This window comes from Pseudomonas sp. 10C3 (genome assembly GCF_036346185.1).
Taxonomy (GTDB): domain Bacteria; phylum Pseudomonadota; class Gammaproteobacteria; order Pseudomonadales; family Pseudomonadaceae; genus Aquipseudomonas.
On the sequence record NZ_JASJVE010000012.1, the window covers coordinates 140,203 to 162,699 of the forward strand.

The 22,497-nt window shown below is 58.6% G+C and carries 20 protein-coding genes; 11 read left to right on the forward strand and 9 right to left on the reverse strand.

Annotated elements, in window-relative coordinates; all coding sequences use genetic code 11:
- Window positions 1-176 precede the first annotated feature (176 nt).
- The 5 genes from QN399_RS13670 to QN399_RS13690 all read left to right on the forward strand — a co-directional run bounded on the left by QN399_RS13670 (window position 177) and on the right by QN399_RS13690 (window position 3,685).
- Entirely contained in the window at window positions 177-1,673 is a 1,497-nt protein-coding gene (locus tag QN399_RS13670) for an RNA polymerase factor sigma-54 (RefSeq protein WP_322181888.1), read from the forward strand.
- Between the two features lie 80 nt (window positions 1,674-1,753).
- A complete protein-coding gene (gene raiA / locus QN399_RS13675) occupies window positions 1,754-2,062 on the forward strand; it encodes a ribosome-associated translation inhibitor RaiA (protein WP_322181890.1) in 309 nt (102 codons plus the stop codon).
- 12 nt (window positions 2,063-2,074) lie between these two features.
- Complete coding sequence (gene ptsN, locus QN399_RS13680; protein WP_322181893.1) at window positions 2,075-2,536, forward strand: PTS IIA-like nitrogen regulatory protein PtsN; 462 nt, start codon at window positions 2,075-2,077, stop codon at window positions 2,534-2,536.
- A 2-nt stretch (window positions 2,537-2,538) separates the two neighbouring features.
- Window positions 2,539-3,396: an RNase adapter RapZ gene (gene rapZ / locus QN399_RS13685; protein WP_330201054.1), complete on the forward strand. Its 858-nt coding sequence runs from the start codon at window positions 2,539-2,541 to the stop codon at window positions 3,394-3,396.
- Window positions 3,397-3,412: 16 nt separating this feature from the next.
- Window positions 3,413-3,685 (forward strand): HPr family phosphocarrier protein, encoded by a 273-nt coding sequence (locus QN399_RS13690; protein WP_322181895.1) that lies wholly within the window; start codon window positions 3,413-3,415, stop codon window positions 3,683-3,685.
- A gap of 275 nt (window positions 3,686-3,960) precedes the next feature.
- Here the strand turns inward: QN399_RS13690 and pmbA are convergent, their stop codons facing one another.
- A complete protein-coding gene (gene pmbA / locus QN399_RS13695) occupies window positions 3,961-5,307 on the reverse strand; it encodes a metalloprotease PmbA (RefSeq protein ID WP_322181899.1) in 1,347 nt (448 codons plus the stop codon).
- 107 nt (window positions 5,308-5,414) lie between these two features.
- Between pmbA and yjgA the strand changes: the two genes are divergently transcribed.
- Window positions 5,415-5,936 carry a ribosome biogenesis factor YjgA gene (gene yjgA / locus QN399_RS13700; protein WP_322181902.1) on the forward strand — a complete coding sequence of 174 codons (522 nt, stop codon included), beginning with the start codon at window positions 5,415-5,417 and terminating at the stop codon, window positions 5,934-5,936.
- Between the two features lie 50 nt (window positions 5,937-5,986).
- Here the strand turns inward: yjgA and tldD are convergent, their stop codons facing one another.
- From tldD to mreB, 8 genes are all read right to left on the reverse strand, one after another.
- Entirely contained in the window at window positions 5,987-7,426 is a 1,440-nt protein-coding gene (tldD, locus tag QN399_RS13705; protein ID WP_322181904.1) for a metalloprotease TldD, read from the reverse strand.
- A gap of 2 nt (window positions 7,427-7,428) precedes the next feature.
- The gene (locus QN399_RS13710; protein WP_322217983.1) at window positions 7,429-8,280 is read right to left on the reverse strand and encodes a carbon-nitrogen hydrolase family protein; all 852 of its coding nucleotides are present in this window, start codon (window positions 8,278-8,280) and stop codon (window positions 7,429-7,431) included.
- A 45-nt stretch (window positions 8,281-8,325) separates the two neighbouring features.
- Window positions 8,326-12,141, reverse strand: coding sequence for a YhdP family protein (locus QN399_RS13715; RefSeq protein WP_322217986.1), 3,816 nt, complete (start codon window positions 12,139-12,141; stop codon window positions 8,326-8,328).
- A gap of 149 nt (window positions 12,142-12,290) precedes the next feature.
- Complete coding sequence (gene rng, locus QN399_RS13720; protein ID WP_322181910.1) at window positions 12,291-13,748, reverse strand: ribonuclease G; 1,458 nt, start codon at window positions 13,746-13,748, stop codon at window positions 12,291-12,293.
- On the reverse strand, window positions 13,745-14,356 hold the full coding sequence (locus QN399_RS13725; RefSeq protein ID WP_322181912.1) for a Maf family protein: 612 nt from the start codon (window positions 14,354-14,356) through the stop codon (window positions 13,745-13,747). Before QN399_RS13725 ends, rng begins: the two co-directional genes overlap by 4 nt.
- 100 nt (window positions 14,357-14,456) lie before the next feature.
- Window positions 14,457-14,948 carry a rod shape-determining protein MreD gene (gene mreD / locus QN399_RS13730; RefSeq protein WP_219062313.1) on the reverse strand — a complete coding sequence of 164 codons (492 nt, stop codon included), beginning with the start codon at window positions 14,946-14,948 and terminating at the stop codon, window positions 14,457-14,459.
- A complete protein-coding gene (gene mreC, locus QN399_RS13735; RefSeq protein ID WP_322278456.1) occupies window positions 14,948-16,057 on the reverse strand; it encodes a rod shape-determining protein MreC in 1,110 nt (369 codons plus the stop codon). The genes mreD and mreC overlap by 1 nt, the downstream gene beginning before the upstream one ends.
- A 187-nt stretch (window positions 16,058-16,244) precedes the next feature.
- On the reverse strand, window positions 16,245-17,282 hold the full coding sequence (mreB, locus tag QN399_RS13740) for a rod shape-determining protein MreB (RefSeq protein WP_020292894.1): 1,038 nt from the start codon (window positions 17,280-17,282) through the stop codon (window positions 16,245-16,247).
- 209 nt (window positions 17,283-17,491) lie between these two features.
- Between mreB and gatC the strand changes: the two genes are divergently transcribed.
- The 5 genes from gatC (at window position 17,492) to QN399_RS13765 (ending at window position 22,488) form a co-directional block, all read left to right on the forward strand.
- A complete protein-coding gene (gene gatC / locus QN399_RS13745) occupies window positions 17,492-17,779 on the forward strand; it encodes an Asp-tRNA(Asn)/Glu-tRNA(Gln) amidotransferase subunit GatC (protein WP_219062314.1) in 288 nt (95 codons plus the stop codon).
- Window positions 17,780-17,794: 15 nt separating this feature from the next.
- Entirely contained in the window at window positions 17,795-19,246 is a 1,452-nt protein-coding gene (gene gatA / locus QN399_RS13750; RefSeq protein WP_322181919.1) for an Asp-tRNA(Asn)/Glu-tRNA(Gln) amidotransferase subunit GatA, read from the forward strand.
- 148 nt (window positions 19,247-19,394) lie between these two features.
- The gene (gene gatB, locus QN399_RS13755) at window positions 19,395-20,840 is read left to right on the forward strand and encodes an Asp-tRNA(Asn)/Glu-tRNA(Gln) amidotransferase subunit GatB (protein ID WP_322181921.1); all 1,446 of its coding nucleotides are present in this window, start codon (window positions 19,395-19,397) and stop codon (window positions 20,838-20,840) included.
- 169 nt (window positions 20,841-21,009) lie between these two features.
- Window positions 21,010-21,381 carry a septal ring lytic transglycosylase RlpA family protein gene (locus tag QN399_RS13760; RefSeq protein ID WP_322181923.1) on the forward strand — a complete coding sequence of 124 codons (372 nt, stop codon included), beginning with the start codon at window positions 21,010-21,012 and terminating at the stop codon, window positions 21,379-21,381.
- A 45-nt stretch (window positions 21,382-21,426) separates the two neighbouring features.
- Window positions 21,427-22,488: a calcium/sodium antiporter gene (locus QN399_RS13765; RefSeq protein WP_330201055.1), complete on the forward strand. Its 1,062-nt coding sequence runs from the start codon at window positions 21,427-21,429 to the stop codon at window positions 22,486-22,488.
- Window positions 22,489-22,497: the final 9 nt, after the last annotated feature.

Consider the following 22,497-nt stretch of genomic DNA (forward strand, 5'->3'; position numbering starts at 1 on the left):
TTTCGCTCTTCATCGGCGACGGACGCTAGGGTGCAGTGCTGACAAGAACATTAATTGTCATCACACTCTAGGCAAACACTTAGGTTTCAGGCATATAATTTGCTTAAGTTGGCGCTTCGGCGCCCTGTAGTGGATGGCGCATGTGCGCCGGCGAAATAAGGTGTTAAGCCCCTGCCATGAAACCATCGCTAGTCCTGAGAATGGGCCAGCAGCTGACGATGACACCGCAGCTGCAACAGGCCATCCGCCTCCTCCAATTGTCGACCCTGGACCTTCAACAGGAAATCCAGGAAGCGTTGGAGTCGAACCCTATGCTGGAACGCCAGGAAGAAGGCGACGACTTCGACAATGCCGATCCGTTGGCCGACAACATAGAGAAACCCAATCCTGACGTACAGGAACCTACCTACCAGGAGCCCGCCCCGACGGTGGACAACCTGGAAGAAGGCGACTGGAACGACCGCATCCCCAACGAGCTGCCCGTTGATACCGCTTGGGATGACGTGTATCAGACCAGTGCCAGCAGCCTGCCCAGCAGCAACAACGACGATGACGAATGGGACTTCACCACTCGCACATCGGCCGGCGAGAGCCTGCAAAGCCATCTGTTGTGGCAATTGAATCTGGCCCCCATGTCCGATACTGATCGGTTGATCGCCGTCACGCTGATCGACTGCATCAACAATCAGGGCTACCTGGACGAGTCGCTTGAGGAAATCCTCGATGCCTTCGACCCGGAAATGGATGTCGAACTGGATGAAATCGAAGCAGTACTGCACCGTATCCAGCAATTCGAACCCGCGGGTATCGGCGCTCGCAACCTGAGCGAATGCCTGTCACTGCAATTGCGTCAGCTCCCCGCGAAGACTCGCTGGCTGGCCGAGGCACAACGCTTGGTCGGAGACTTCATCGACCTGCTTGGCAGCCGCGACTACGCTCAGCTGATGCGGCGCATGAAGCTCAAGGAAGACGAACTGCGCCAGGTCATTGAACTGGTGCAGAGCCTCAACCCGCGCCCAGGCTCGCAGATCGAGTCGAGCGAGGCCGAATACGTTGTGCCCGACGTGATCGTGCGCAAAGACAACGAGCGCTGGCTGGTAGAGCTCAATCAAGAGTCCGTGCCCCGTCTGCGGGTCAACCCCCAATACGCAGGGTTCGTCCGCAGGGCCGACACCAGCGCTGACAACACCTTCATGCGCAATCAGTTGCAAGAGGCACGCTGGTTCATCAAGAGCCTGCAGAGCCGCAACGAAACGCTGATGAAAGTGGCCACGCAGATCGTCGAGCACCAGCGCGGCTTTCTTGAGTATGGCGACGAAGCCATGAAACCCTTGGTTCTGCATGACATCGCCGAAGCGGTAGGCATGCACGAATCGACGATTTCACGTGTGACCACGCAAAAATTCATGCATACCCCGCGCGGTATTTACGAACTGAAATATTTCTTTTCCAGTCACGTAAGCACCTCAGAGGGCGGAGAGTGTTCGTCCACGGCCATTCGCGCGATCATCAAAAAACTGGTAGCTGCGGAAAATCAGAAAAAGCCGTTGAGTGACAGCAAGATCGCTGGTTTACTGGAGGCACAAGGCATTCAGGTAGCTCGGCGCACGGTCGCTAAATACCGCGAATCACTTGGGATAGCACCTTCAAGCGAACGCAAGCGATTGATGTAAGGGTGGCCGTACGCCGTAGCGTTCCAGTGGTAGGCATTCAAGCCTGCCTCTTTATGTACTGGCAACGAAGGAGACGCTGTATGCAAGTCAACATCAGTGGACACCAATTGGAAGTGACCAAGCCCCTGCGCGAATACATCGAGCTCAAATTCAAGAAGCTCGAAGGGCACTTTGACAAGATTACCAATGTGCAGGTAACGATGGCAGTCGAGAAACTGAAACAGAAAATCGAAGCCACACTGCACATCCACGGTGGAGAGGTGGTCGCTAACGCAGAACATGACGACATGTATGCGGCAATCGACCTACTCACTGACAAGCTGGACCGACAATTGCTCAAGCATAAGGAAAAGCAGCAGAACATCCTGAAAGGTGCGACTGCTCGCTAACACCCACAACCCATGATCCGACTTGAAAATATCCTGACTGCCGGCCGTTCACTCGTGAACGTGCCGAGCAGCAGTAAAAAAAATGTTCTTGAGCAAGTTGCCAAACTGATCGGCCGTGAAACGGAGCTTGATTCGGACTTGGTACTCACGAGCCTTATTGCCCGCGAAAAACTCGGCTCGACCGGTTTCGGCAATGGCATCGCCATCCCGCATTGCCGGCTGGCGGGCTGCCCAATGCCCATCAGCGCCCTCCTGCACCTCGACACCCCCGTAGATTTTGACGCCATCGACGGCAGGCCTGTAGACCTGCTTTTTGTCCTTCTAGTCCCGGAAGCCGCCACCGACGAACACCTGGAGCTGCTGCGTCAGATAGCCAGCATGCTCGACCGCGCCGATGTGCGCGACCGCCTACGCAGCGCCCAAAGCGATGAAGCGCTTTATCAAGTGGTGCTGGACGTGCAGAACGGCCATTAATGATGCGCATGATCATCGTCAGCGGCCGATCCGGCTCCGGCAAGAGCACAGCACTGGATGTACTGGAAGACAACGGCTTCTATTGCATCGACAACCTGCCTGCAGGCCTGCTCCCGGAGCTGGCTGAACGTGCCCTGATTCATACCGAACTGGCTCAGCCGCTGGTCGCCGTGTCCATCGACGCGCGCAATCTGCCGAGCCATCTGTCGCGTTTTCCCGAATTACTGGAAGAGGTCCGCAGCCGCCACATCCAATGCGATGTGCTGTACCTCGACGCCGATGAAGAGACCCTGCTAAAACGATTCTCTGAAACCCGTCGTCGCCACCCCCTGAGCAGCACCAACCGCTCGCTTGCCGAAGCGATACGTGACGAGAGCAACCTGCTTGGGCCGATCATCGATCTGGCCGATCTGAAAATCAACACCACGCACCTGAACCTCTATCAACTACGTGACATGCTCAAACTGCGCCTGCTGAACAAGCCGGAGCCAGGCACCGCGTTTCTGGTTGAGTCGTTTGGTTTCAAACGTGGCATGCCAGTAGATGCTGATCTTGTATTCGATGTGCGCTGCCTGCCCAATCCCTACTGGAAGCCGGAGTTGCGCGAACTGTCCGGGCTCGACCAGCCCGTAGCCGATTATTTGACGGCACAGCCGGATGTAGAAGAGATGTTCCAGGACATCTACGCGTACCTGAACAAATGGTTGCCACGCTTTGCAGCCAGCAACCGCGCCTACGTGACTATTGCCATTGGCTGCACCGGCGGGCACCACCGCTCTGTCTACCTGACCGAGCGCCTGGGTCAGGTCTTGCAACAATCCCTCAAGAACGTTCAGGTCCGCCACCGCGACCTCAGCTGAAAGGACCCTCATCGCGATGCCCGTTCGTCAAATCACTATCATCAACAAGCTTGGCTTGCACGCGCGCGCCGCCGCTAAATTCGTCGGCGTCGCCGGAAGATTCCCCTGCCAGATCAGAGTAGGTCGCGCGCCCGACAGCATGGTCGACGGCAAAAGCATCATGGCCGTGATGATGCTGGCAGCAGGAAAAGGCACCGATATCCACCTGCATACTGAAGGCGAAGACGAACAGGCAGCACTCGAAGACTTGATTGAGCTGATCAACAATCGGTTTGATGAAGGCGAGTGACAGCAGGCGACGGACCGTATTGACTCATTCGCGGGCAGGCCTGGAGCTATTAAAAAAATCTATGTGATTGGAATACGAGAGGTGAGCTTTCGTAAATCTGTAGACCCCGGGTCAAACCCAAACCTGCCGGAAGCCCGTGCCGGGCTTATTCGCAGACAAGTCAGCGCCTACCTCGACCGAGTTTACTGTGTGACAGTGCCGCGTATTGAGGCCGCTCGTACATTAAGATTAAGGCGCTTCGTGCAGCGAGCATGAAGCGCCTTTTTTAATGCAGATCAGCTACCCGCAACCGTCATGCGCTCGATCAACACAGAGCCTGTGCGGATATTGCTGCGCAGTTCGAGATCGCTGCCGACGGCGACGATTTGTTTGAACATGTCGCGCAGGTTGCCGGCGATGGTGACTTCCTGAACCGGGAACTGGATTTCGCCGTTCTCGACCCAAAAGCCTGCCGCTCCACGAGAGTAGTCGCCGGTGACCATATTCAAACCACTGCCCATCAACTCAGTGACCAGCAAGCCGCGACCCATGCGGCGCAGCAGCGCTGCCTGATCTTCCACACCGTGGGTGACGAACAGGTTATGCACGCCGCCTGAGTTGGCTGTACTCGGCAAACCTAGCTTGCGGCCTGAGTAAGTACCCAGAACGTAGGACACTAAATCGCCATTCTCCACAAATGGTTTGGCATAGGTTGCCAAGCCATCACCGTCGAACGCCGAGCTCCCCATGGCGCGCATCAGGTGCGGCCGTTCGTCGAGAGTCAGCCATTCAGGAAACAGGCGCTGCCCCATCGCTCCTTCCAGAAAGGATGATTTGCGATACAGATTGCCGCCGGAAATGGCGGACAAAAGATGGCCAAACAAGCTGCCCGCCAATTCCGCAGCGAACAACACCGGAACTTCACACGTCGGTACCGGGCGCGCACCCAAGCGGCTGGCCGCACGCTGTGCCGCGCGACGGCCAATGCTTTGTGCGTCCGCCAACAACTCGCCCTGGCGACTCACGTCGTACCAGTAGTCGCGCTGCATCTGCCCTTCGCCCTCGGCGATCATCACGCAGCTCAAGCTGTGGCGTGTCGAGGCAGAGCCGCCAACAAAACCGTGGCTATTGCCATACACGCGACACCCTTGATGGGTGTTGAGCGTGGTGCCGTCGGCATTTTTGATCCGGCTGTCGGCATCGAACGCCGCCGCCTCACAGATCAAGGCACGCTCAATGGCTTGTTCCGGGGTGATATCCCACGCGTGGAATAGATCAAAGTCTGGCTGTTCTTTAGCCATCAGCGCAGCGTCGGCGAGGCCGGAGCATTCATCTTCGGAGGTGTGTTTGGCAATCGCCAACGCCGCCGCTACGGTTTCGCGAATAGCGTCAGCGCCACTGGCGGAGGTACTGGCCGAGCCTTTGCGCTGACCGACATACAAGGTGATACCAAAGCCCTGATCGCGATTGAACTCGACAGTTTCCACTTCACGCTGGCGAACCGTGGTCGACAAGCCCTGCTCCAGGGACACCGCCACTTCACAGGCGCTTGCGCCCTGACGCTTGGCTTCGGCAATGATTTGCTCGACCTGTTCTTGCAGTGCAGGCAAGGCTTGCGGGCCTACGCTTTGAGCTGTACTCATGACTTTCTCCATCAAATTCTGCTTTCGGCACAAGCCGAATACCGACCGGGCCGGACAAGTGGCCCCTGACTGGTTATCATGGCGGCGTTTATTAGCGGACTGCCCCCATGGTTGATTCTTACGACGACTCCCTCGATGAGGGTAAAAGCAAAACTCAGGTCAAACGCGAGCTTCATGCTCTGGTTGACCTTGGCGAGCGCCTGACAACACTCAAGCCTGACTTGCTGGCGAAACTGCCCTTGACCGACGCGCTGCGCCGGGCCTTGGCCGAAGCGCCCAAGCACACCGCAAACATTGCGCGTAAACGGCATATCCTGTTCATCGGCAAGCTGATGCGCGATCAAGACCTGGACGCCATTTTGGTGTTGCTTGATCAACTTGATGCCTCCACTCGCCAATACAACGAACGTTTTCACGGTCTGGAACGCTGGCGTGATCGCTTGATCACAGGCACCGACGACGTACTCGAGAAGTTTGTCGGCGACTATCCGGAAGCAGATCGTCAGCAACTGCGTTCGCTTATACGCCAGGCCCAGCATGAACTTGCCCAAAGCAAGCCACCTGCCGCCAGCCGCAAACTGTTCAAGTACATCCGCGACCTGGACGACATAAAGCGCGGCCTGCGCTAGTGTTCAAGCACCGAATGAGTCGCACCCTGCGATTCATTCGGCGCAGTCTTTCAGGACCCCGTACCGCCTACCGTGATCGCATCGATCTTCAAGGTCGGCTGACCGACACCTACTGGCACTGACTGACCGTCTTTGCCGCAGGTGCCCACGCCGCTGTCCAACGCCAGGTCGTTACCGACCATCGACACTCGACTCATGGCTTCAGGCCCATTACCGATCAAGGTCGCACCTTTGACTGGCGCAGTGATTTTACCGTCTTCGATCAAATAGGCCTCACTGGTCGAAAACACGAATTTGCCGCTGGTGATATCAACCTGACCGCCGCCGAGGTTGGCGCAGTAGATACCCCTCTTCACCGACGCGATGATTTCCTCCGGGTCGCTTTGCCCGGCCAGCATGTAAGTGTTGGTCATGCGGGGCATTGGCAGGTGCGCATAGGACTCGCGACGACCGTTACCGGTACGTGCCACGCCCATCAACCGAGCGTTGAGCTTGTCCTGCATGTAACCCTTGAGCACGCCGTTTTCGATCAGCGTGGTGCAGTGGGTCGGCGTGCCTTCATCGTCCACCGTCAACGAGCCTCGACGACCGGCCAGCGTGCCATCATCGACGATAGTGCACAGCTTGGACGCCACCATTTCACCCATTCGCCCGCTATACGCCGAGCTGCCTTTGCGGTTGAAATCGCCTTCCAGACCATGGCCAACCGCTTCGTGCAGCAGTACGCCGGACCAACCGGAACCGAGCACCACCGGCAACGTGCCAGCAGGTGCGGGGATCGCTTCAAGATTCACCAGTGCCTGACGCAACGCTTCACGGGCATAACCCATGGCACGGTCATCCGTGAGGAAGTACCGGTAATCGGTACGCCCGCCACCGCCATGACCACCTCGTTCGCGTCTGCCATTCTGCTCGACGATAACACTGACATTAAAACGCACCAGCGGACGCACATCCGCCGCCAGGCTGCCATCGGTGGACGCGATCAGAATCCGCTCCCAAACCCCGGCCATGCTGACCGTGACCTGCTGAATACGTGCATCCAATGCTCGCGTGGCAACGTCGATGCGCTTGAGCAGCTCGACCTTTTCCGCGCGCGTCATCACGTCCAGAGGGTTGTCCGGCGCATACAACTGGGCCACATCCTGCGTGGTGAATGCTTGCACCTGACCTTCCTGCCCGGCGCGGGAAATCGAACGCGCAGCACGTGCGGCAAGGCTCAGGGCCTCAGGGGTAATCGCATTGCTGTAGGCAAATCCGGTTTTCTCACCCGATTGCGCCCGTACACCGACGCCCTGATCGAGGTTGAAACTGCCTTCCTTGACGATGCCGTCTTCCAACGACCAGGACTCGGAAATCTGCCCCTGGAAATACAGGTCAGCCGCATCGATCCCTGGGCCAGCCAGCTCGCCCAGTACCGACTGCAAGCTGTCGAGGCTCAGGCCGCCAGGCGCTAAAAGGTGTTCGCTGACAGAGGACAAGTCGCTCATATTCACTCCGAGGTGTGCGCAGGCCGCAATGCGTCCCGCGAAAAAAATCGCCGGTGATCAGACACCGGCATCCGCGCCCGTATGGACGCCTGTTCATCGCTATCACGTTCGGCCAGCAGCACCGCTTCGCCCTGGGCCTGCTCAGCCAGCACGCGCCCCCAAGGGTCGATGATCGCAGCATGCCCGTAGGTTTCCCTTGGACCGGGGTGCAGTCCCCCTTGCGCCGCCGCCAGCACATAGCACTGGGTCTCTATCGCACGCGCCCGGATCAGGATGTCCCAATGCGCGGCACCGGTGACAGCAGTGAAGGCCGACGGTGCAGTGATCAATTGCGCACCCGCTTCACGCAGCGCGCTATACAACTCAGGGAAGCGCAGGTCGTAACACACGCTCAAACCCAGACGTCCCACCGGCGTATCGGCGACCACCACATTGTCACCATGGGCGTAATCATCCGACTCCCGATAACGCCCACGGTTGTCGGCAACGTCCACATCGAACAAATGCAGTTTGTCATAGCGTGCCACTTGCTCGCCGTGTTCATCGATCAGCAATGAACACGCGGTGACTTTACCCCGCGGCCGATCAGCCGGTGGTAGCGGTAACGTGCCAGCCACTATCCATAATTTGAGGTCGCGAGCGGCCAGTTTCAACCATGGCAGGATCGGACCCTGGCCTTGAGCCTCGGCGCGACCGATATCGGCAACGTCGCGACGGCCCATGGCGGCAAAATTTTCCGGGAGCACCGCCAGGCGCGCTCCAGACTCGGCAGCCTGTTCAAGCAGGCGGCGAGCGTGAGTCAGATTGACCAGGACATCGCTCTGGCTGACCATTTGAACTACAGCAAAAGACATGGCGCGCTCCGGACAAGACGTGCCACCACTGTACTCCATGGCGCGCTATTGAGGTTTTTCAAAGGGTTTGTCGAACGTGATCTTCGGCTCTTTCCAAGGGCCTTCAACGCGGTACTGCACACTAGCGAATCGCGCCACGCGGTCACCCAGCAGTTTGTCGACCAGGAACAAGGCCCCACCAATGGCCGGCGCGCCGACGAGTAACGCCGCAATCGGCAAGTTATTGGTCACCGGCAATGTCACCAGTAGCTTGGCATCGACCCGGTCGTTGACCATGTCCAGCGTGCCCTCAAGTTCAATATTGCTCGACGGTCCGGTCAGGGTGATCGGGTTACGGGTCACGTACACCCCATCACTGGAGACCAGCAGCCCTTTGACCCGGTCGTAACTCAAGCCCTTGCCAAGCAAGTCCGAGAAGTCCAGGCGCAAACGACGACCTATGGAGTTGAAGTTGAGCAGACCGAACACCCTCAGGGCTTGGGCGCCCCCCTCCACTTCAACGAACTGGCCGGAGCGCAACGTGGCATCCAGGCTGCCCGAGTAGCGCTTGATCCCAATCCAGGCAGGCGAACCGGGCCAACGGCCGTCGGCGTTCAGCTCGAACGTATCGCTGGTCACGGTGGGTGCAAAACCCCAAGCCTTCAGTACATCCGCAATATTCTTGCCGCCGACACGGCCCTTGTACCAGCTGCTGGTCGATCCCGGCGCGCCTTCCCAGCCACCGTCGCCCTGTAACAACATCCCCTTGAGCCCCATACTCAAATCGGAAAGCCGCACGCCCGCAGCGGTTGGCCTGGTTTTGAGCGACCACGCTCCGATCAACTGATCACCCTGGAACAACTGAGAGACCTTGATATCCATCGCCGGAATCTGCCGTGGATCGACATCGACCAGTGGGTCCTTGCCATTCTCTACCGCCGCTGCATTGGGATCAGGCGCAGGCAAACGCACGTAGAGAAGGTCAATGCCAATAGGGGCGGCTTTTGCATCGGGCAGGCTGGCCGTGCCCTTGAGCAAGGCGCTGTCGACCGCCAAAGACCAGGAGGCGTCTTTTCGATTGAGCTGCACATCGACCTGATCAAGCGTGGTGCCCAGCGCATTCAATTTTCCAATCTGCAGGTTTGCGCTACGCAGTAACTGCTTGGCGCTGCCCCCGGGATCATTACCAGCGTAGCGTTCGACGATGGTTTTCCATGGCGCAATGTCCAACTCGGACAGTGCCCCGCGCACTCTTAAACCTTTAGGGTCAGGCAGAACCGCAGCGTCCGTGCCGAGAAAAAGCTCGCCCCGGCCTTCTGCGATATTGCCGCCTGGCGCCACGAATGCCAGATTGGCCAAAGCATCGTAAGTGGCCCAGTAACGCCGGTCAGCGCCGCGCAAGGTCATGCGAAACTCGCTCTCTCGCACGTCATCAGCCGTTTTGCCAAAGGGTGCAGGAAGATCGACAGCCAAACCTTTTAGGTTTGAGTTGACCCGCAGTTGACTGTCGGCCCCGTCAAGGGTGATCTGCACCTGGTACGGCAAGTCACCGGACACCGGCAACGGCTGAGTATCGCCGAGCCAATCGGTGAGTTTCTTCAGTGCAACCTGACCATTGGCGACGACTCGGGTGGTGATCGCCCCCGGTTTTCCTTCCGCATAAATCTGCGCGGTGATCGGCCGCTCAAACGCTTGAGCGCGTATGCCGCTGCCGCTCAAGCCCTTGGCGTTGTCGAAACGGAATGCCCCCTTGAGCTGAGTCAACTCCAGCGGCGGCTCGCTCAGCTTCAAGCGTGCAGCGGCGGTATTGAAGTCCACTGCAATCTTCTGCCCTTCGCCTTTAGCCAGGGGAATGTCCAACTTCAGCTTGCCCTGCAACGAACCGTCGCCTTGCCAGCCCGCAAACATATCCGCCGTGCCGATGGGGGCCTCCTGAAGAATCTTCAGGCCATCACCCAAACCACCGACGAAATCACCGTCGACCAGCAAGTGACTGACTTGCCCGTTAGTCACATGCGGAATATTGACCTGGACATTGCTGACCTGGGTATCCAGAAGCCTGCCCTTGCTGGCTTTGATGCGGACTCCGCTGTCCTCGACGAATACATCCCCGTCCACGCCATTGAGCTGTGGCCAGCCCGGCTGGAACGCCAGCGAGGCGTCGTGCACCTTGAAAAACAGACTGATGCTGCGCGCAGCGGCTGTTGCATCGCTTCTGAGCGAGCCTTGATACTGGAAGAACCCCTGATCCACCGCGCCTCCCAGGATCGCGGTGCGCAGCCATCCGTCCAGTGCCGGGCTGAGCACGGCTGGCAGGTACTTGGCAGTGTAACGACCGTCACCCTCGACCATGCCGACCCGAAGATCCATGTAGTCTTCCTGGGTGCTATCGAAATGCAGGCGTATCAGAAAGTCGCTGGCGATTTTTCCTTCGTCGCCCACCACTTGGATGTACGGGGCAATCAGGGTAAAGCCTTGCTCATCCAGCTTCCAGGTCAGCCGGGCATTGGCCTTTCGGTATTGCCAGGGATGAGTGAATATCGGGTACAAATGCAGCATGAAGTCATCCGTAGCCAGGCGCAGTTCGCCTTGCCCCAGATCACCGCTGATGCTGCCGCTGACATTCCCGGCCGCCGGTGCGCCGTGATAGGCATTGAAGCCGACCTTGTCCAGATTGGCCGCAAAGCTTAGACGTTTGTCGCCCTCGGCTTGTGGCCGGTAATCGAGCAGCACGTTGCGCAATCCACCCGTGACTTTCAGGTTGTCGAGCACCGTCATCAGCGCGTCCGGTAATGGCGCCAGGGAATCGAGTATCGGGGTGATCGGCGTCAGGTCCAGGCGATCGGCCTGCACATGCCAAAGCTCTTCAACGTCCGGGGTCGCGTCCTGCTGCTTGAGCTGAATGCGGCTTTCCCAACGTTTGTCGCCAAGGTTCATGGCCAATGACTCAAGCGACAGGCTGAAACCACTGTTACTGCGCTGGAACCAGGCGTTGAGTGCCAGATTATCGATTTTCGTCGCCTTGCGAGCGGCATAGACCCCTTTCAACAGCGGGGCATTGACTCGCGCCACAGCACTTTGCAGCGTGCCTTTGCCCCAGGTCAGCCAGAACTCACCGCCAGCCTTGAGTGTGGAGACCGTCCATTGCCGGGTCAGGCTGGCCGGCAACCAGCGCGCCCAGTCACTCTGCGGCAGGCTCAAGTAGACATCGGCCTCGCCATCACGCCAGTTTTCCGCCTGCACCCGCGAGCGCAGGTTGAGCGCCATCGGCTGACCATCAGGCAAAGTCATACGCGCGTCCAGGCGCTGACTGCTGCTCCCGGTGCGCAAACTGAAGCTGACGTACGTGAGGGTCGAAGGCGCCTGTTCGTATGGCTGAAAGGTGATCTGGCTGTCGAGCAACGACAGCTCTGCAACCGCCTGCATCTGGGTCAACAACTGTTCCGGGTCGAAGGGCTTATCGTCCTTGACCGGCAAACCCTGAAGCGCCCAATGGCCATCCTTGTCTTCTTTGAGACTCAGTTGCAGGCCATTGAATTCCAGGTGAGCGATGCGCACTTCACGGGCCAACAGGCTGGCCCAGATGTCAGGCACCGCCCGCACATTGTCCAGCCGCAGGGCACTGGCGCCCTCGCCCACCATCACATCGTGAGCCAGCAGTGTTGGGGTAAAACCGTGCCAGCGACCTTCGAGGCTGCCAATACTCAACGGCATATTCAGCGCCGCGCGGGCCTCGGTTTCAACTTCACCACGGTACTCGGCCACCAAGGGCACTAGCTGTCGGCCGAGGCTGACATACAGCGCCGTCAAGACTAACCCCAAAGCGCACACGCCCAGACTCCAGCGAGTCAAGGCGGCAAGAAAACGCGTCAGACGCTCCATGTCAGCTGGCCCTCAGGGCTGAAGGCTGCGCGTGCAGGCGACGCGGCCGTGCAGTCATCGATGGGGTCAGGAATTGCTCATTTGCCACGCAGAGTTCTCATTAGAAGGCTTCCTGCCATTAGTACTGAAGCTGACGGATTGTTGGTGAGTTAGAGCAACACCACGTCATATTGTTCTTGGGAATACATGGTCTCGACCTGAAAACGAATGGTACGACCGATAAAACCTTCCAGCTCGGCAACGTTACCCGACTCTTCATCGAGCAAACGGTCCACGACTTTCTGATTGGCTAATACACGATAGCCTTCCGCTTGATAAGCGCGGGCTTCACGCAATATTTCGCGAAAAATTTCATAACAGACCGTCTCGGGCGTCTTCAACTTGCCGCGCCCCTGGCAACTGCTGCAAGGCTCGCACAGCACTTGTTCAAGGCTTTCGCGGGTGCGCTTGCGGGTCATCTGCACCAGGCCCAACTCGGTAATACCGATGATGTTGGTTTTGGCGTGATCACGCTCCAGTTGTTTCTCCAACGTACGCAGGACCTGGCGTTGGTGCTCGCCATCCTCCATGTCGATGAAGTCGATGATGATGATCCCGCCCAGATTGCGCAGGCGCAATTGACGGGCAATCGCGGTGGCCGCTTCCAGGTTGGTCTTGAAGATGGTCTCTTCGAGGTTTCGATGACCGACGAACGCCCCGGTGTTCACGTCAATGGTGCTCATCGCTTCGGCTGGATCGATGACCAGATACCCGCCGGATTTGAGTGGCACTTTGCGGTCTAGGGCTTTCTGGATTTCATCTTCGACACCGTACAGGTCGAAAATGGGTCGCTCCCCTGGGTAATGCTCCAGGCGATCCGCGATTTCCGGCATCAGCTCGGCGACAAATTGGGTGGTCCGCTGGAAGGTCTCGCGCGAATCGATACGGATCTTCTCGATGCGCGGGCTGACCAAATCCCGCAGGGTGCGCAGGGCCAGGCCCAGGTCTTCATAAATAACGCTGGGGGCTCCCACGGTCTTGATCTGCTCGCCGATCTGATCCCAGAGACGGCGCAGGTAGCGGATATCCATCAGGATTTCATCCGCACCAGCGCCTTCAGCTGCCGTGCGCAGGATGAAACCGCCGGCCTCCTTGATACCTTCCAGCGCAACACAATCGGTGACCACCTTTTTAAGACGCTCGCGCTCGGCTTCGTCTTCGATTTTCAAGGAGATCCCGACGTGGGAGGTTTTGGGCATGTACACCAGATAGCGCGACGGGATCGACAATTGCGTGGTCAGACGCGCACCTTTGCTGCCAATCGGGTCTTTGGTGACCTGCACTACCAAGCTCTGGCCTTCATGCACCAGCGCACTGATGCTTTCAACGGCCGGACCTTCGCGCATTGAAATTTCCGACGCATGAATGAACGCTGCGCGGTCCAGGCCGATGTTGATGAAGGCCGCTTGCATGCCGGGTAGAACCCGTACGACTTTGCCTTTATAAATGTTGCCGACGATGCCGCGACGCTGGGTCCGCTCAACGTGGACTTCCTGCAGCACACCGTTCTCAACCACGGCAACACGCGACTCCATCGGCGTGATGTTGATCAGAATCTCTTCACTCATGGTTTATTACCTTCCAGGCGTTGCCAACAGGGTATGCCGAAACGGCCAAGAAGTTCTGCGGTTTCGCACAACGGCAATCCGACCACCGCCGAATAACTGCCGTGCAGATCGGCGACAAAAATAGCCGCCAGCCCCTGAATCGCGTAACCGCCTGCTTTGTCGTGTGGCTCGCCGCTGGCCCAGTAAGCCTTGGCTTCCTCAACCTGAATCGAGCGAAAGCGCACCAGACTGCGGACCACACGGGTTTCACAACGCTGGTTGTTGATCACAGCGATGGCAGTCAGCACTTCGTGTTCATGGCTGGACAAGGCGCTCAACATCGCCAGGGCATCGGCTTCGTCGACCGGCTTGCCGAGGATTTTTCCATTGAGCGCCACGGCGGTGTCAGCACCGATCACACAAGGGCTGGAGCCCCCTTCGCTGACTGCCAGCAACGCCAGACCGGCCTCGGCTTTGCCTCGCGCAAGCCGTTCGACGTAGGCCATCGGGGCCTCGTCGGGCAAAGGGGTTTCATCGATCTGTGCACTGAGCGAAGTAAAAGGCACGCCTATCTGCGTCAGCAGTTCACGGCGACGGGGTGAGCCCGAAGCCAGATAGAGCGGGGGCATAAGGACATCTCCCTGTCAGTGATCGTGGGCGTTGCCACTCTGCAATACGCGCTACGCAAAACATGTCACGGGGCGAAACGTCAGGCGAATGTGAATCCGCCTAATTGATACTCAAGCGGTTACGCAACCCTCGCAGGCCATAACTCACCCACGGCCACAATAACGCGCTGACCAGCGCTGGCAACACCAGTGCAAGCGTCGGCTGACGATTGCCGGTCAAGGCGCTGAGCCAGAGCTGAGCCAACTGCGCCAGACCGAAAATCACCAGAATCACCAGACTTTGTTGCCACATCGGGAACATACGCAAGCGCTGCTGCAACGACAACACAAGGAAGGTAATCAGGGTCAGGATCAGCGCGTTCTGCCCCAGCAACGTGCCATACAGCACGTCCTCGGCCAGACCGAGCAGCCAGGCGGTGGTCATACCGATTTTGTGCGGTAACGCCAATGCCCAGAAAGCCAATAGCAGTGCCAGCCATAGCGGGCGAAAGATTTCCATGAACTGCGGCAATGGTGAAACGCTCAGCAGTAAACCTACCGCGAACGTGAACCAGACCACCCAGCCGTTTTTTGCACGGGCGAGATTAACCATTATTGCCTCTCCCGAGGGGTAGCAGGCGCGGCGACCGCTGGCTTGGACGTAGCGGGCTTGGCGACCGGTTTCGACACAGCGGTTGCCGGTGAATGAGTGGCAGACGCTGCAGGCGCGTGGGCAGGCGCAGCGGACGCAGGATTTGCATGCGTAGCCGCCGGGATCGTCGGCGCAGTAGCGGGTGCATGGGCCGCAGCGGGATTGGCTGGGGTTGCGGCAGGGTCGGCTGCTTGCCGATCAATCGCTTCCTGGGCTTGCGCCGCATCGGCGGCGCGCTGCTCAGGCGAGCGGCTATCACTGAACACCAGCAACAGGTAACGACTGCGATTCAGCGCAGCGGTCGGCACCGCACGCACGATGGCGAACGGCTGACCGGAGTCATGGATCACTTCTTTGACCGTCGCCACCGGATAACCTGCCGGGAAGCGCTGACCGAGGCCGGAACTCACCAGCAAATCGCCTTCCTTGATATCAGCGGTGTCGGCGACGTGGCGTAATTCCAGGCGCTCCGGGTTACCGGTGCCGCTGGCAATGGCACGCAGACCGTTACGATTGACCTGCACAGGAATGCTGTGGGTCGTGTCTGTCAGCAGCAGGACCCGTGAGGTGTAGGGCATCAGTTCGACCACCTGCCCCATCAAGCCACGGGCATCGAGTACCGGCTGACCGAGGACCACCCCATCGCGCTCGCCTTTGTTGATGATGATGCGATGCGTGAAGGGGTTGGGGTCCATGCCGATCAACTCGGCCACTTCGACCTTTTCATTGACCAGTGCGGAAGAGTTGAGCAACTCGCGCAGACGTACGTTCTGCTCGGTCAAGGCCGCCAGTTTTTGCAGGCGCCCTTGCAGGAGCAAGGCTTCGGTCTTGAGCTTTTCGTTTTCGGCGATCAGTTCGGTACGACTGCCGAACTGGCTGGCGACACCCTGGTACAAGCGCTGTGGTAGATCAGCGACCCAGTACGACTGCATCAACACCAGTGACATCTGACTGCGAACGGGCTTGAGCACCGTAAAGCGGGCATCCACTACCATCAGCGCAACCGACAACACCACCAGCACCAACAGGCGCACGCCCAGAGAGGGACCTTTTGCGAAAAGCGGTTTAATAGGCCGCTCCTCCCAGGCATGTTTTTGCTGGGTTGAGCTTCAACGGGTTGTGCTTATTCGGCATGGAACCGGCCTGGACGCAGATTGAGAAGTTGAACACCAAATGTTGGCGTCAGCCCAACGCATACAGGTAGCACTACTGAGTGCTACCTGTAAACGGGGCCACGTGGAGAGTCGTCCGGCGAACTTATTCGCTGGAGAGCAGATCCATGGTGTGCTTATCCATCATTTCCAGGGCACGACCACCGCCACGAGCAACGCAGGTCAGCGGGTCTTCGGCAACGATCACCGGCAAACCGGTTTCCTGAGCCAGCAGTTTGTCCAGGTCACGCAGCAACGCGCCACCACCCGTGAGCACCAGACCGCGTTCGGCGATGTCCGAAGCCAGTTCCGGCGGCGATTGTTCCAGGGCGCTTTTCACCGCCTGAACGATAGTCGCCAAGGACTCCTGCAGTGCTTCAAGCACTTCGTTGGAGTTCAGGGTGAAGGCACGTGGAACGCCTTCGGCCAGGTTACGACCACGTACGTCGACTTCACGTACTTCACCGCCCGGGTAGGCCGTACCAATCTCCTGCTTGATGCGTTCTGCAGTCGACTCACCGATCAGGCTGCCGTAGTTACGGCGCACATAGGTGATGATCGCTTCGTCGAAACGGTCGCCGCCCACGCGCACGGATTCGGCATACACCACACCGTTGAGGGAGATCAGCGCGATTTCAGTGGTACCACCACCGATATCGACCACCATCGAACCGCGAGCTTCTTCAACCGGCAGACCTGCACCGATTGCCGCAGCCATTGGCTCTTCGATCAGAAACACTTCGCGAGCGCCCGCACCCAGAGCTGATTCACGGATCGCCCGGCGCTCCACCTGGGTGGATTTGCACGGTACGCAGATCAGCACACGAGGGCTAGGCTGCAGAAAGCTGTTTTCGTGAACCTTGTTGATGAAGTACTGCAGCATTTTTTCGCACACACTGAAATCGGCGATAACACCGTCTTTCATTGGGCGAATAGCTGCAATATTGCCTGGAGTCCGGCCCAGCATACGCTTGGCCTCCATCCCGACAGCAACGACGCTCTTCTGATTACCGTGGGTGCGAATGGCCACAACCGACGGTTCATTCAGAACAATACCGCGCTCTCGCACGTAAATAAGGGTGTTGGCAGTGCCCAGGTCGATAGACAGATCGCTGGAAAACATGCCACGCAGTTTCTTGAACATGGGAAAGGGACCCTAGGCAACGCGTGGGTAAAAAAGTGCGGCAAACTCTAACAACGACAGGGATTTTGGGCAAGGAGCCAATATGTTAAATTGGCTGTTTTTCCGAGCACGACCCTAGACGTTCGCGGCCTTATGACCGTAGAAATGCGATAGTGTTCCGACAATCTACCACACGGATGACATCCGTTTGCTTTCCACTGGAGAATCCCATGGCGCTTGAACGCTCCGACGTGGAAAAAATCGCTCATTTGGCTCGACTTGGCCTCAATGACGCCGATATTCCGCGTACTACCGAAGCACTTAATAGTATCCTCGAACTGGTCAGCCAGATGCAGGCCGTCGATACCAGCGGTATAGAGCCCCTTGCGCACCCGCTGGAGGCCTCTCAACGTCTGCGTGCGGACGTCGTGACCGAGCGAAATAATCGCGAGACTTACCAAGCCATCGCACCAGCGGTCGAAAAAGGCCTGTATCTGGTTCCGAAAGTCATCGAGTAAGGGAAAGAGCCTGCAATGCATCAATTGACTCTGGCCGAGATCGCCCGCGGACTCGCCGACAAAAAGTTTTCTTCCGAAGAATTGACCCGGGTTCTGCTGGCGCGTATCGCCCAGCTCGACCCGCAGCTCAATAGCTTCATCACACAGACCGAAGCGCTGGCGATCAGCCAGGCGCAAGCTGCCGATGCTCGCCGCGCAGCCGGTGAGAGCGGTCCGCTGCTGGGCGCGCCACTGGCGCATAAAGACTTGTTCTGCACTGAGGGCGTACGCACCAGCTGCGGCTCGAAGATGCTCGACAACTTTACATCACCGTATGACGCAACCGTAGTTGCCAAGCTCGCGGCTGCCGGCACGGTCACGCTGGGCAAGACCAACATGGACGAATTCGCCATGGGTTCTGCCAATGAATCGAGCTACTACGGCCCGGTGAAAAACCCGTGGAACCTCGAATACGTTCCCGGCGGTTCGTCCGGTGGTTCGGCAGCCGCCGTTGCCGCTCGTCTGATACCTGCTGCAACGGGCACTGACACCGGCGGATCGATTCGCCAACCGGCAGCGCTGACCAACCTTACCGGCCTGAAACCGACGTACGGTCGCGTTTCGCGCTGGGGCATGATCGCTTATGCCTCCAGCCTCGATCAGGCCGGCCCGCTTGCGCGTAACGCGGAAGACTGTGCCCTGCTCCTGCAAGGCATGGCCGGTTTCGATCCAAAGGACTCGACCAGCATCGACGAGCCTGTGCCGGATTATTCCGCCTGCCTCAATGGCTCGCTGCAAGGCCTGCGCATCGGCATCCCGAAAGAATACTTCGGCGCGGGTCTCGACCCGCGCATCGCCGAGCTGGTACTTGAAAGCGTCAAGGAGCTGGAAAAGCTCGGTGCCGTGGTCAAGGACGTCAGCCTGCCGAACCTGCAACACGGGATCCCGGCCTATTACGTGATCGCCCCGGCGGAAGCATCCTCCAACCTCTCGCGCTTCGACGGTGTGCGGTTTGGCTATCGCTGCGAAGACCCGAAAGACCTGACCGATCTGTACAAGCGCTCACGCGCCGAAGGCTTCGGCCCGGAAGTTCAGCGGCGGATCCTGGTCGGTGCTTACGTACTGTCGGCCGGTTACTACGACGCTTATTACCTGCAAGCGCAGAAAGTCCGGCGCCTGATCAAGAACGACTTCATGAACGCGTTCGCTGAAGTCGACGTGATCCTCGGTCCGACCACGCCTAACCCGGCCTGGAAAATCGGCGCCAAGAACAACGACCCGATTTCTGCCTATCTGGAAGATTTCTACACCATTACCGCCAACCTCGCGGGCCTGCCGGGCTTGTCCATGCCTGCCGGTTTCGTCGAGGGCCTGCCGGTCGGCGTGCAACTGCTCGCCCCGTACTTCCAGGAAGGCCGCCTGCTCAACGTCGCGCATCAGTATCAGCAAGTCACTGACTGGCACACCCGCGCCCCCCAGGGATTTTGAAAGCTGCTGCGCTCGGTAATACTGCGTTGAAAACTGGCTCGCAATGCTCATTGACTAAAGTCAACTCCGCTTGCTCGCCAGTTTCCGCCTTGTCTTGCCGTCGCTCGCTACACTTTCAAATCTCCCTGGCATTTTTTGAGGAATGAACATGCAATGGGAAGTTGTGATCGGGCTGGAAATTCACACCCAGCTCGCCACCCAATCGAAGATTTTCTCCGGCAGCAGCACCACATTCGGTTCTGAGCCCAACACCCAGGCCAGCCTGATCGACCTGGGCATGCCAGGCGTGTTGCCGGTGCTGAACGAAGAAGCGGTGCGCATGGCGGTCAAGTTCGGTCTGGCGATTGATGCCGAGATCGGTCAGCACAATGTGTTCTCGCGCAAGAACTACTTCTACCCGGACTTGCCCAAGGGCTACCAGATCAGCCAGATGGAGCTGCCAATCGTCGGCAAAGGCCACCTGGATATCACGCTGGAAGACGGCACGGTCAAACGGGTCGGCATTACCCGCGCGCACCTGGAAGAAGATGCGGGCAAAAGCCTGCATGAAGACTTCAGCGGCATGACTGGGATTGACCTCAACCGCGCTGGCACGCCATTGCTGGAAATCGTGTCCGAGCCGGACATGCGCACCGCCAAGGAGGCCGTGGCTTACGTCAAGGCGATCCACGCGCTGGTTCGTTACCTGGGCATCTGCGATGGCAACATGGCCGAAGGTTCGCTGCGCTGCGACTGTAACGTGTCGATCCGGCCAATGGGCCAGGTTGAATACGGCACGCGTTGCGAGATCAAGAACGTCAACTCGTTCCGCTTCATCGAGAAGGCGATCAACACCGAAGTACAACGCCAGATCGAGCTGATCGAAGACGGCGGCCGGGTCATCCAGCAAACCCGCCTGTACGACCCAGCCAAAGACGAAACCCGCTCCATGCGCAGCAAGGAGGAAGCCAACGACTACCGTTACTTCCCCGATCCAGACCTGCTGCCCGTGGTGATCGAAGACGCGTTCCTGGTTGAAGTGCGCGCCACCCTGCCTGAGCTGCCGCCGCAAAAGCGCGAGCGCTTCCAGGCGCAATTCGGTCTGTCGGCCTACGACGCGAGCGTGCTGGCGTCGAGCCGCGAGCAAGCCGATTACTTCGAAAAAGTAGTCAGCATCGGCGGCGACGCCAAGCTGGCGGCCAACTGGGTCATGGTCGAACTGGGTAGCCTGTTGAACAAACTGGGCCTGGAAATCGAGCAAGCACCGGTCAGTGCCGAGCAGCTGGGCGGCATGTTGCTGCGCATTACCGACAACACCATCTCCGGCAAAATTGCCAAAATGGTGTTCGAGGCCATGGCCAACGGTGAAGGCAGCGCTGACGAGGTCATTGCCCAGCGCGGTCTGAAACAAGTCACCGACAGTGGCGCCATTGAGTCGATGCTGGACGAGATGCTGGCCGCCAACGCCGAACAGGTCGAACAGTACCGCGCCGCCGATGAAGCCAAACGCGGCAAAATGTTCGGTTTCTTCGTTGGTCAGGCAATGAAGGTATCCAAGGGCAAAGCCAACCCACAACAAGTGAACGAATTGCTCAAAAGCAAGCTCGAAGGCTGATACATCGGCCCAGGGTAGTAACTGACTTGTCTGCGAAGGCCATACGGCGCGGAGTATCTGACCGACCGCGCTGCCTGGTCTTCACAGCGGGACGCGTAGTTGCGCGTCAGCTCCTGTATCAGGGGATTTGTGCCGACCCAAACCTGCTCAACATGAAGGACCAAAATCCATGTGGCGGCTCTTCAGCGCTTGTGCACTGCTTACTCTACTGGCCGGTTGCGCCAGCCATAACATCGACCCACGCGGTTACAACGAAGTCGGCGGCGCCAGCTATTACGGCGCCAAACATCAAGGCAAACGTACCGCCAGTGGTGAACGCTTCGATCAAAACGCCCTGACCGCCGCCCATCGCGAGCTGCCTTTCGGCACGCGGGTGTTGGTCACCGATCTGGACAACGACAAGACCGTCGTAGTACGTATCAACGACCGAGGCCCGCATGTCCGTGGGCGCTTGATTGATTTGTCACGCAAAGCCGCTGCACAACTGGGTATGCTGCACAGCGGCGTAACGCGAGTGCGCGTGCAAACCTTGAGCGACTGAAGGGTGATCTGAATTCTCGAGCTATCGACGCTTCCGCTGCCAAGCCTGCTTCAGCTGTTTGGTGGCTTGCTCCTGCTGGTGATCGGTGCCGAGCTGTCGGTACGCGCTGCTGTGCGTCTGGCCGCCAGCCTTAAGGTCCGCCCGCTCATCATTGGCCTGACCGTGGTCGCACTGGGCAGTAGCGCCCCGCAAATGGCGGTCAGCCTGCAAGCAGCCTTTTCCGACAGCCCGGACATCGCCGTGGGCAGCGTGATCGGCAGCAATATCTTCAATATCCTGGTAACCCTTGGTTTCTCGGCGCTAATCATTCCGCTACGGGTGGCCAGACAGTTGGTGCGCGTGGATATTCCACTGATGATCGGCGCCAGCCTGTTGGTCTTCGGCCTCTCGTACAATGGTGAGCTCAGCGCGCTGGATGGCTCGATCCTGCTGATTACCCTTTTGATTTATCTGTTGATCCTGCTGCGTCGATCCGCGCATGGCAGTAGCCACAGTCATCTTCAGAAAAATACCCCGACAGAGGCACTGCACAAGAAAGCTCCATGGTTCAGCAGTCTGGTGGTAATGGCCTGCGGTCTGGCCTTGCTGGTGGTCGGCGGACGCTTATTGGTGGAAGCCGCCGTGGTGATAGCCCAGGACCTGGGCCTTTCCGAACGGATAATCGGACTGACCGTTATCGCCGTCAGCACCTCGCTGCCGGCATTGACCACCTCGTTGATCGCCGCGTGGCGTGGCGAGCGGGACATTGCCGCCGGCAACGTGATTGGCAGCAATCTGTTCAACCTGCTGGGGGTGCTCGGCCTGACCGCCTTGATCGCGCCGGCCCCTCTATCGGTCTCGCCCAACGCGCTGAGTTTCGATATACCGGTCATGCTGGCTGTCGCGACACTCTGCCTGCCAGTGTTCTATTCAGGTCTGCGGGTAACCCGCGCTGAAGGCTTGCTGCTCCTGGCCCTGTATGGCGCCTATGGGCTGCATATTATTTCGTTCACCACCGGCATGCCGCTGGCTGACACCCTTGAAAAACTGATGATTCATTTCGTGCTACCCCTGCTTGCCGCCTTGCTTGCGCTCAGTACAGTTCGAGCCTGGCGGCGCCAACATTGAGGAGATTGC

Coding starts and splice junctions, on each gene's coding strand:
- tldD (WP_322181904.1), bottom strand. CDS start 7,426: ATGAGCGACTTGTCCTCTGTCAGCGAACACCTTTTAGCGCCTGGCGGC.
- gatB (WP_322181921.1), top strand. CDS start 19,395: ATGCAATGGGAAGTTGTGATCGGGCTGGAAATTCACACCCAGCTCGCC.
- yjgA (WP_322181902.1), top strand. CDS start 5,415: ATGGTTGATTCTTACGACGACTCCCTCGATGAGGGTAAAAGCAAAACT.
- mreD (WP_219062313.1), bottom strand. CDS start 14,948: ATGGTTAATCTCGCCCGTGCAAAAAACGGCTGGGTGGTCTGGTTCACG.
- QN399_RS13670 (WP_322181888.1), top strand. CDS start 177: ATGAAACCATCGCTAGTCCTGAGAATGGGCCAGCAGCTGACGATGACA.
- QN399_RS13715 (WP_322217986.1), bottom strand. CDS start 12,141: ATGGAGCGTCTGACGCGTTTTCTTGCCGCCTTGACTCGCTGGAGTCTG.
- QN399_RS13710 (WP_322217983.1), bottom strand. CDS start 8,280: ATGTCTTTTGCTGTAGTTCAAATGGTCAGCCAGAGCGATGTCCTGGTC.
- mreB (WP_020292894.1), bottom strand. CDS start 17,282: ATGTTCAAGAAACTGCGTGGCATGTTTTCCAGCGATCTGTCTATCGAC.
- QN399_RS13725 (WP_322181912.1), bottom strand. CDS start 14,356: ATGCCCCCGCTCTATCTGGCTTCGGGCTCACCCCGTCGCCGTGAACTG.
- ptsN (WP_322181893.1), top strand. CDS start 2,075: ATGATCCGACTTGAAAATATCCTGACTGCCGGCCGTTCACTCGTGAAC.
- rng (WP_322181910.1), bottom strand. CDS start 13,748: ATGAGTGAAGAGATTCTGATCAACATCACGCCGATGGAGTCGCGTGTT.
- QN399_RS13760 (WP_322181923.1), top strand. CDS start 21,010: ATGTGGCGGCTCTTCAGCGCTTGTGCACTGCTTACTCTACTGGCCGGT.
- rapZ (WP_330201054.1), top strand. CDS start 2,539: ATGCGCATGATCATCGTCAGCGGCCGATCCGGCTCCGGCAAGAGCACA.
- pmbA (WP_322181899.1), bottom strand. CDS start 5,307: ATGAGTACAGCTCAAAGCGTAGGCCCGCAAGCCTTGCCTGCACTGCAA.
- QN399_RS13690 (WP_322181895.1), top strand. CDS start 3,413: ATGCCCGTTCGTCAAATCACTATCATCAACAAGCTTGGCTTGCACGCG.
- raiA (WP_322181890.1), top strand. CDS start 1,754: ATGCAAGTCAACATCAGTGGACACCAATTGGAAGTGACCAAGCCCCTG.
- gatC (WP_219062314.1), top strand. CDS start 17,492: ATGGCGCTTGAACGCTCCGACGTGGAAAAAATCGCTCATTTGGCTCGA.
- gatA (WP_322181919.1), top strand. CDS start 17,795: ATGCATCAATTGACTCTGGCCGAGATCGCCCGCGGACTCGCCGACAAA.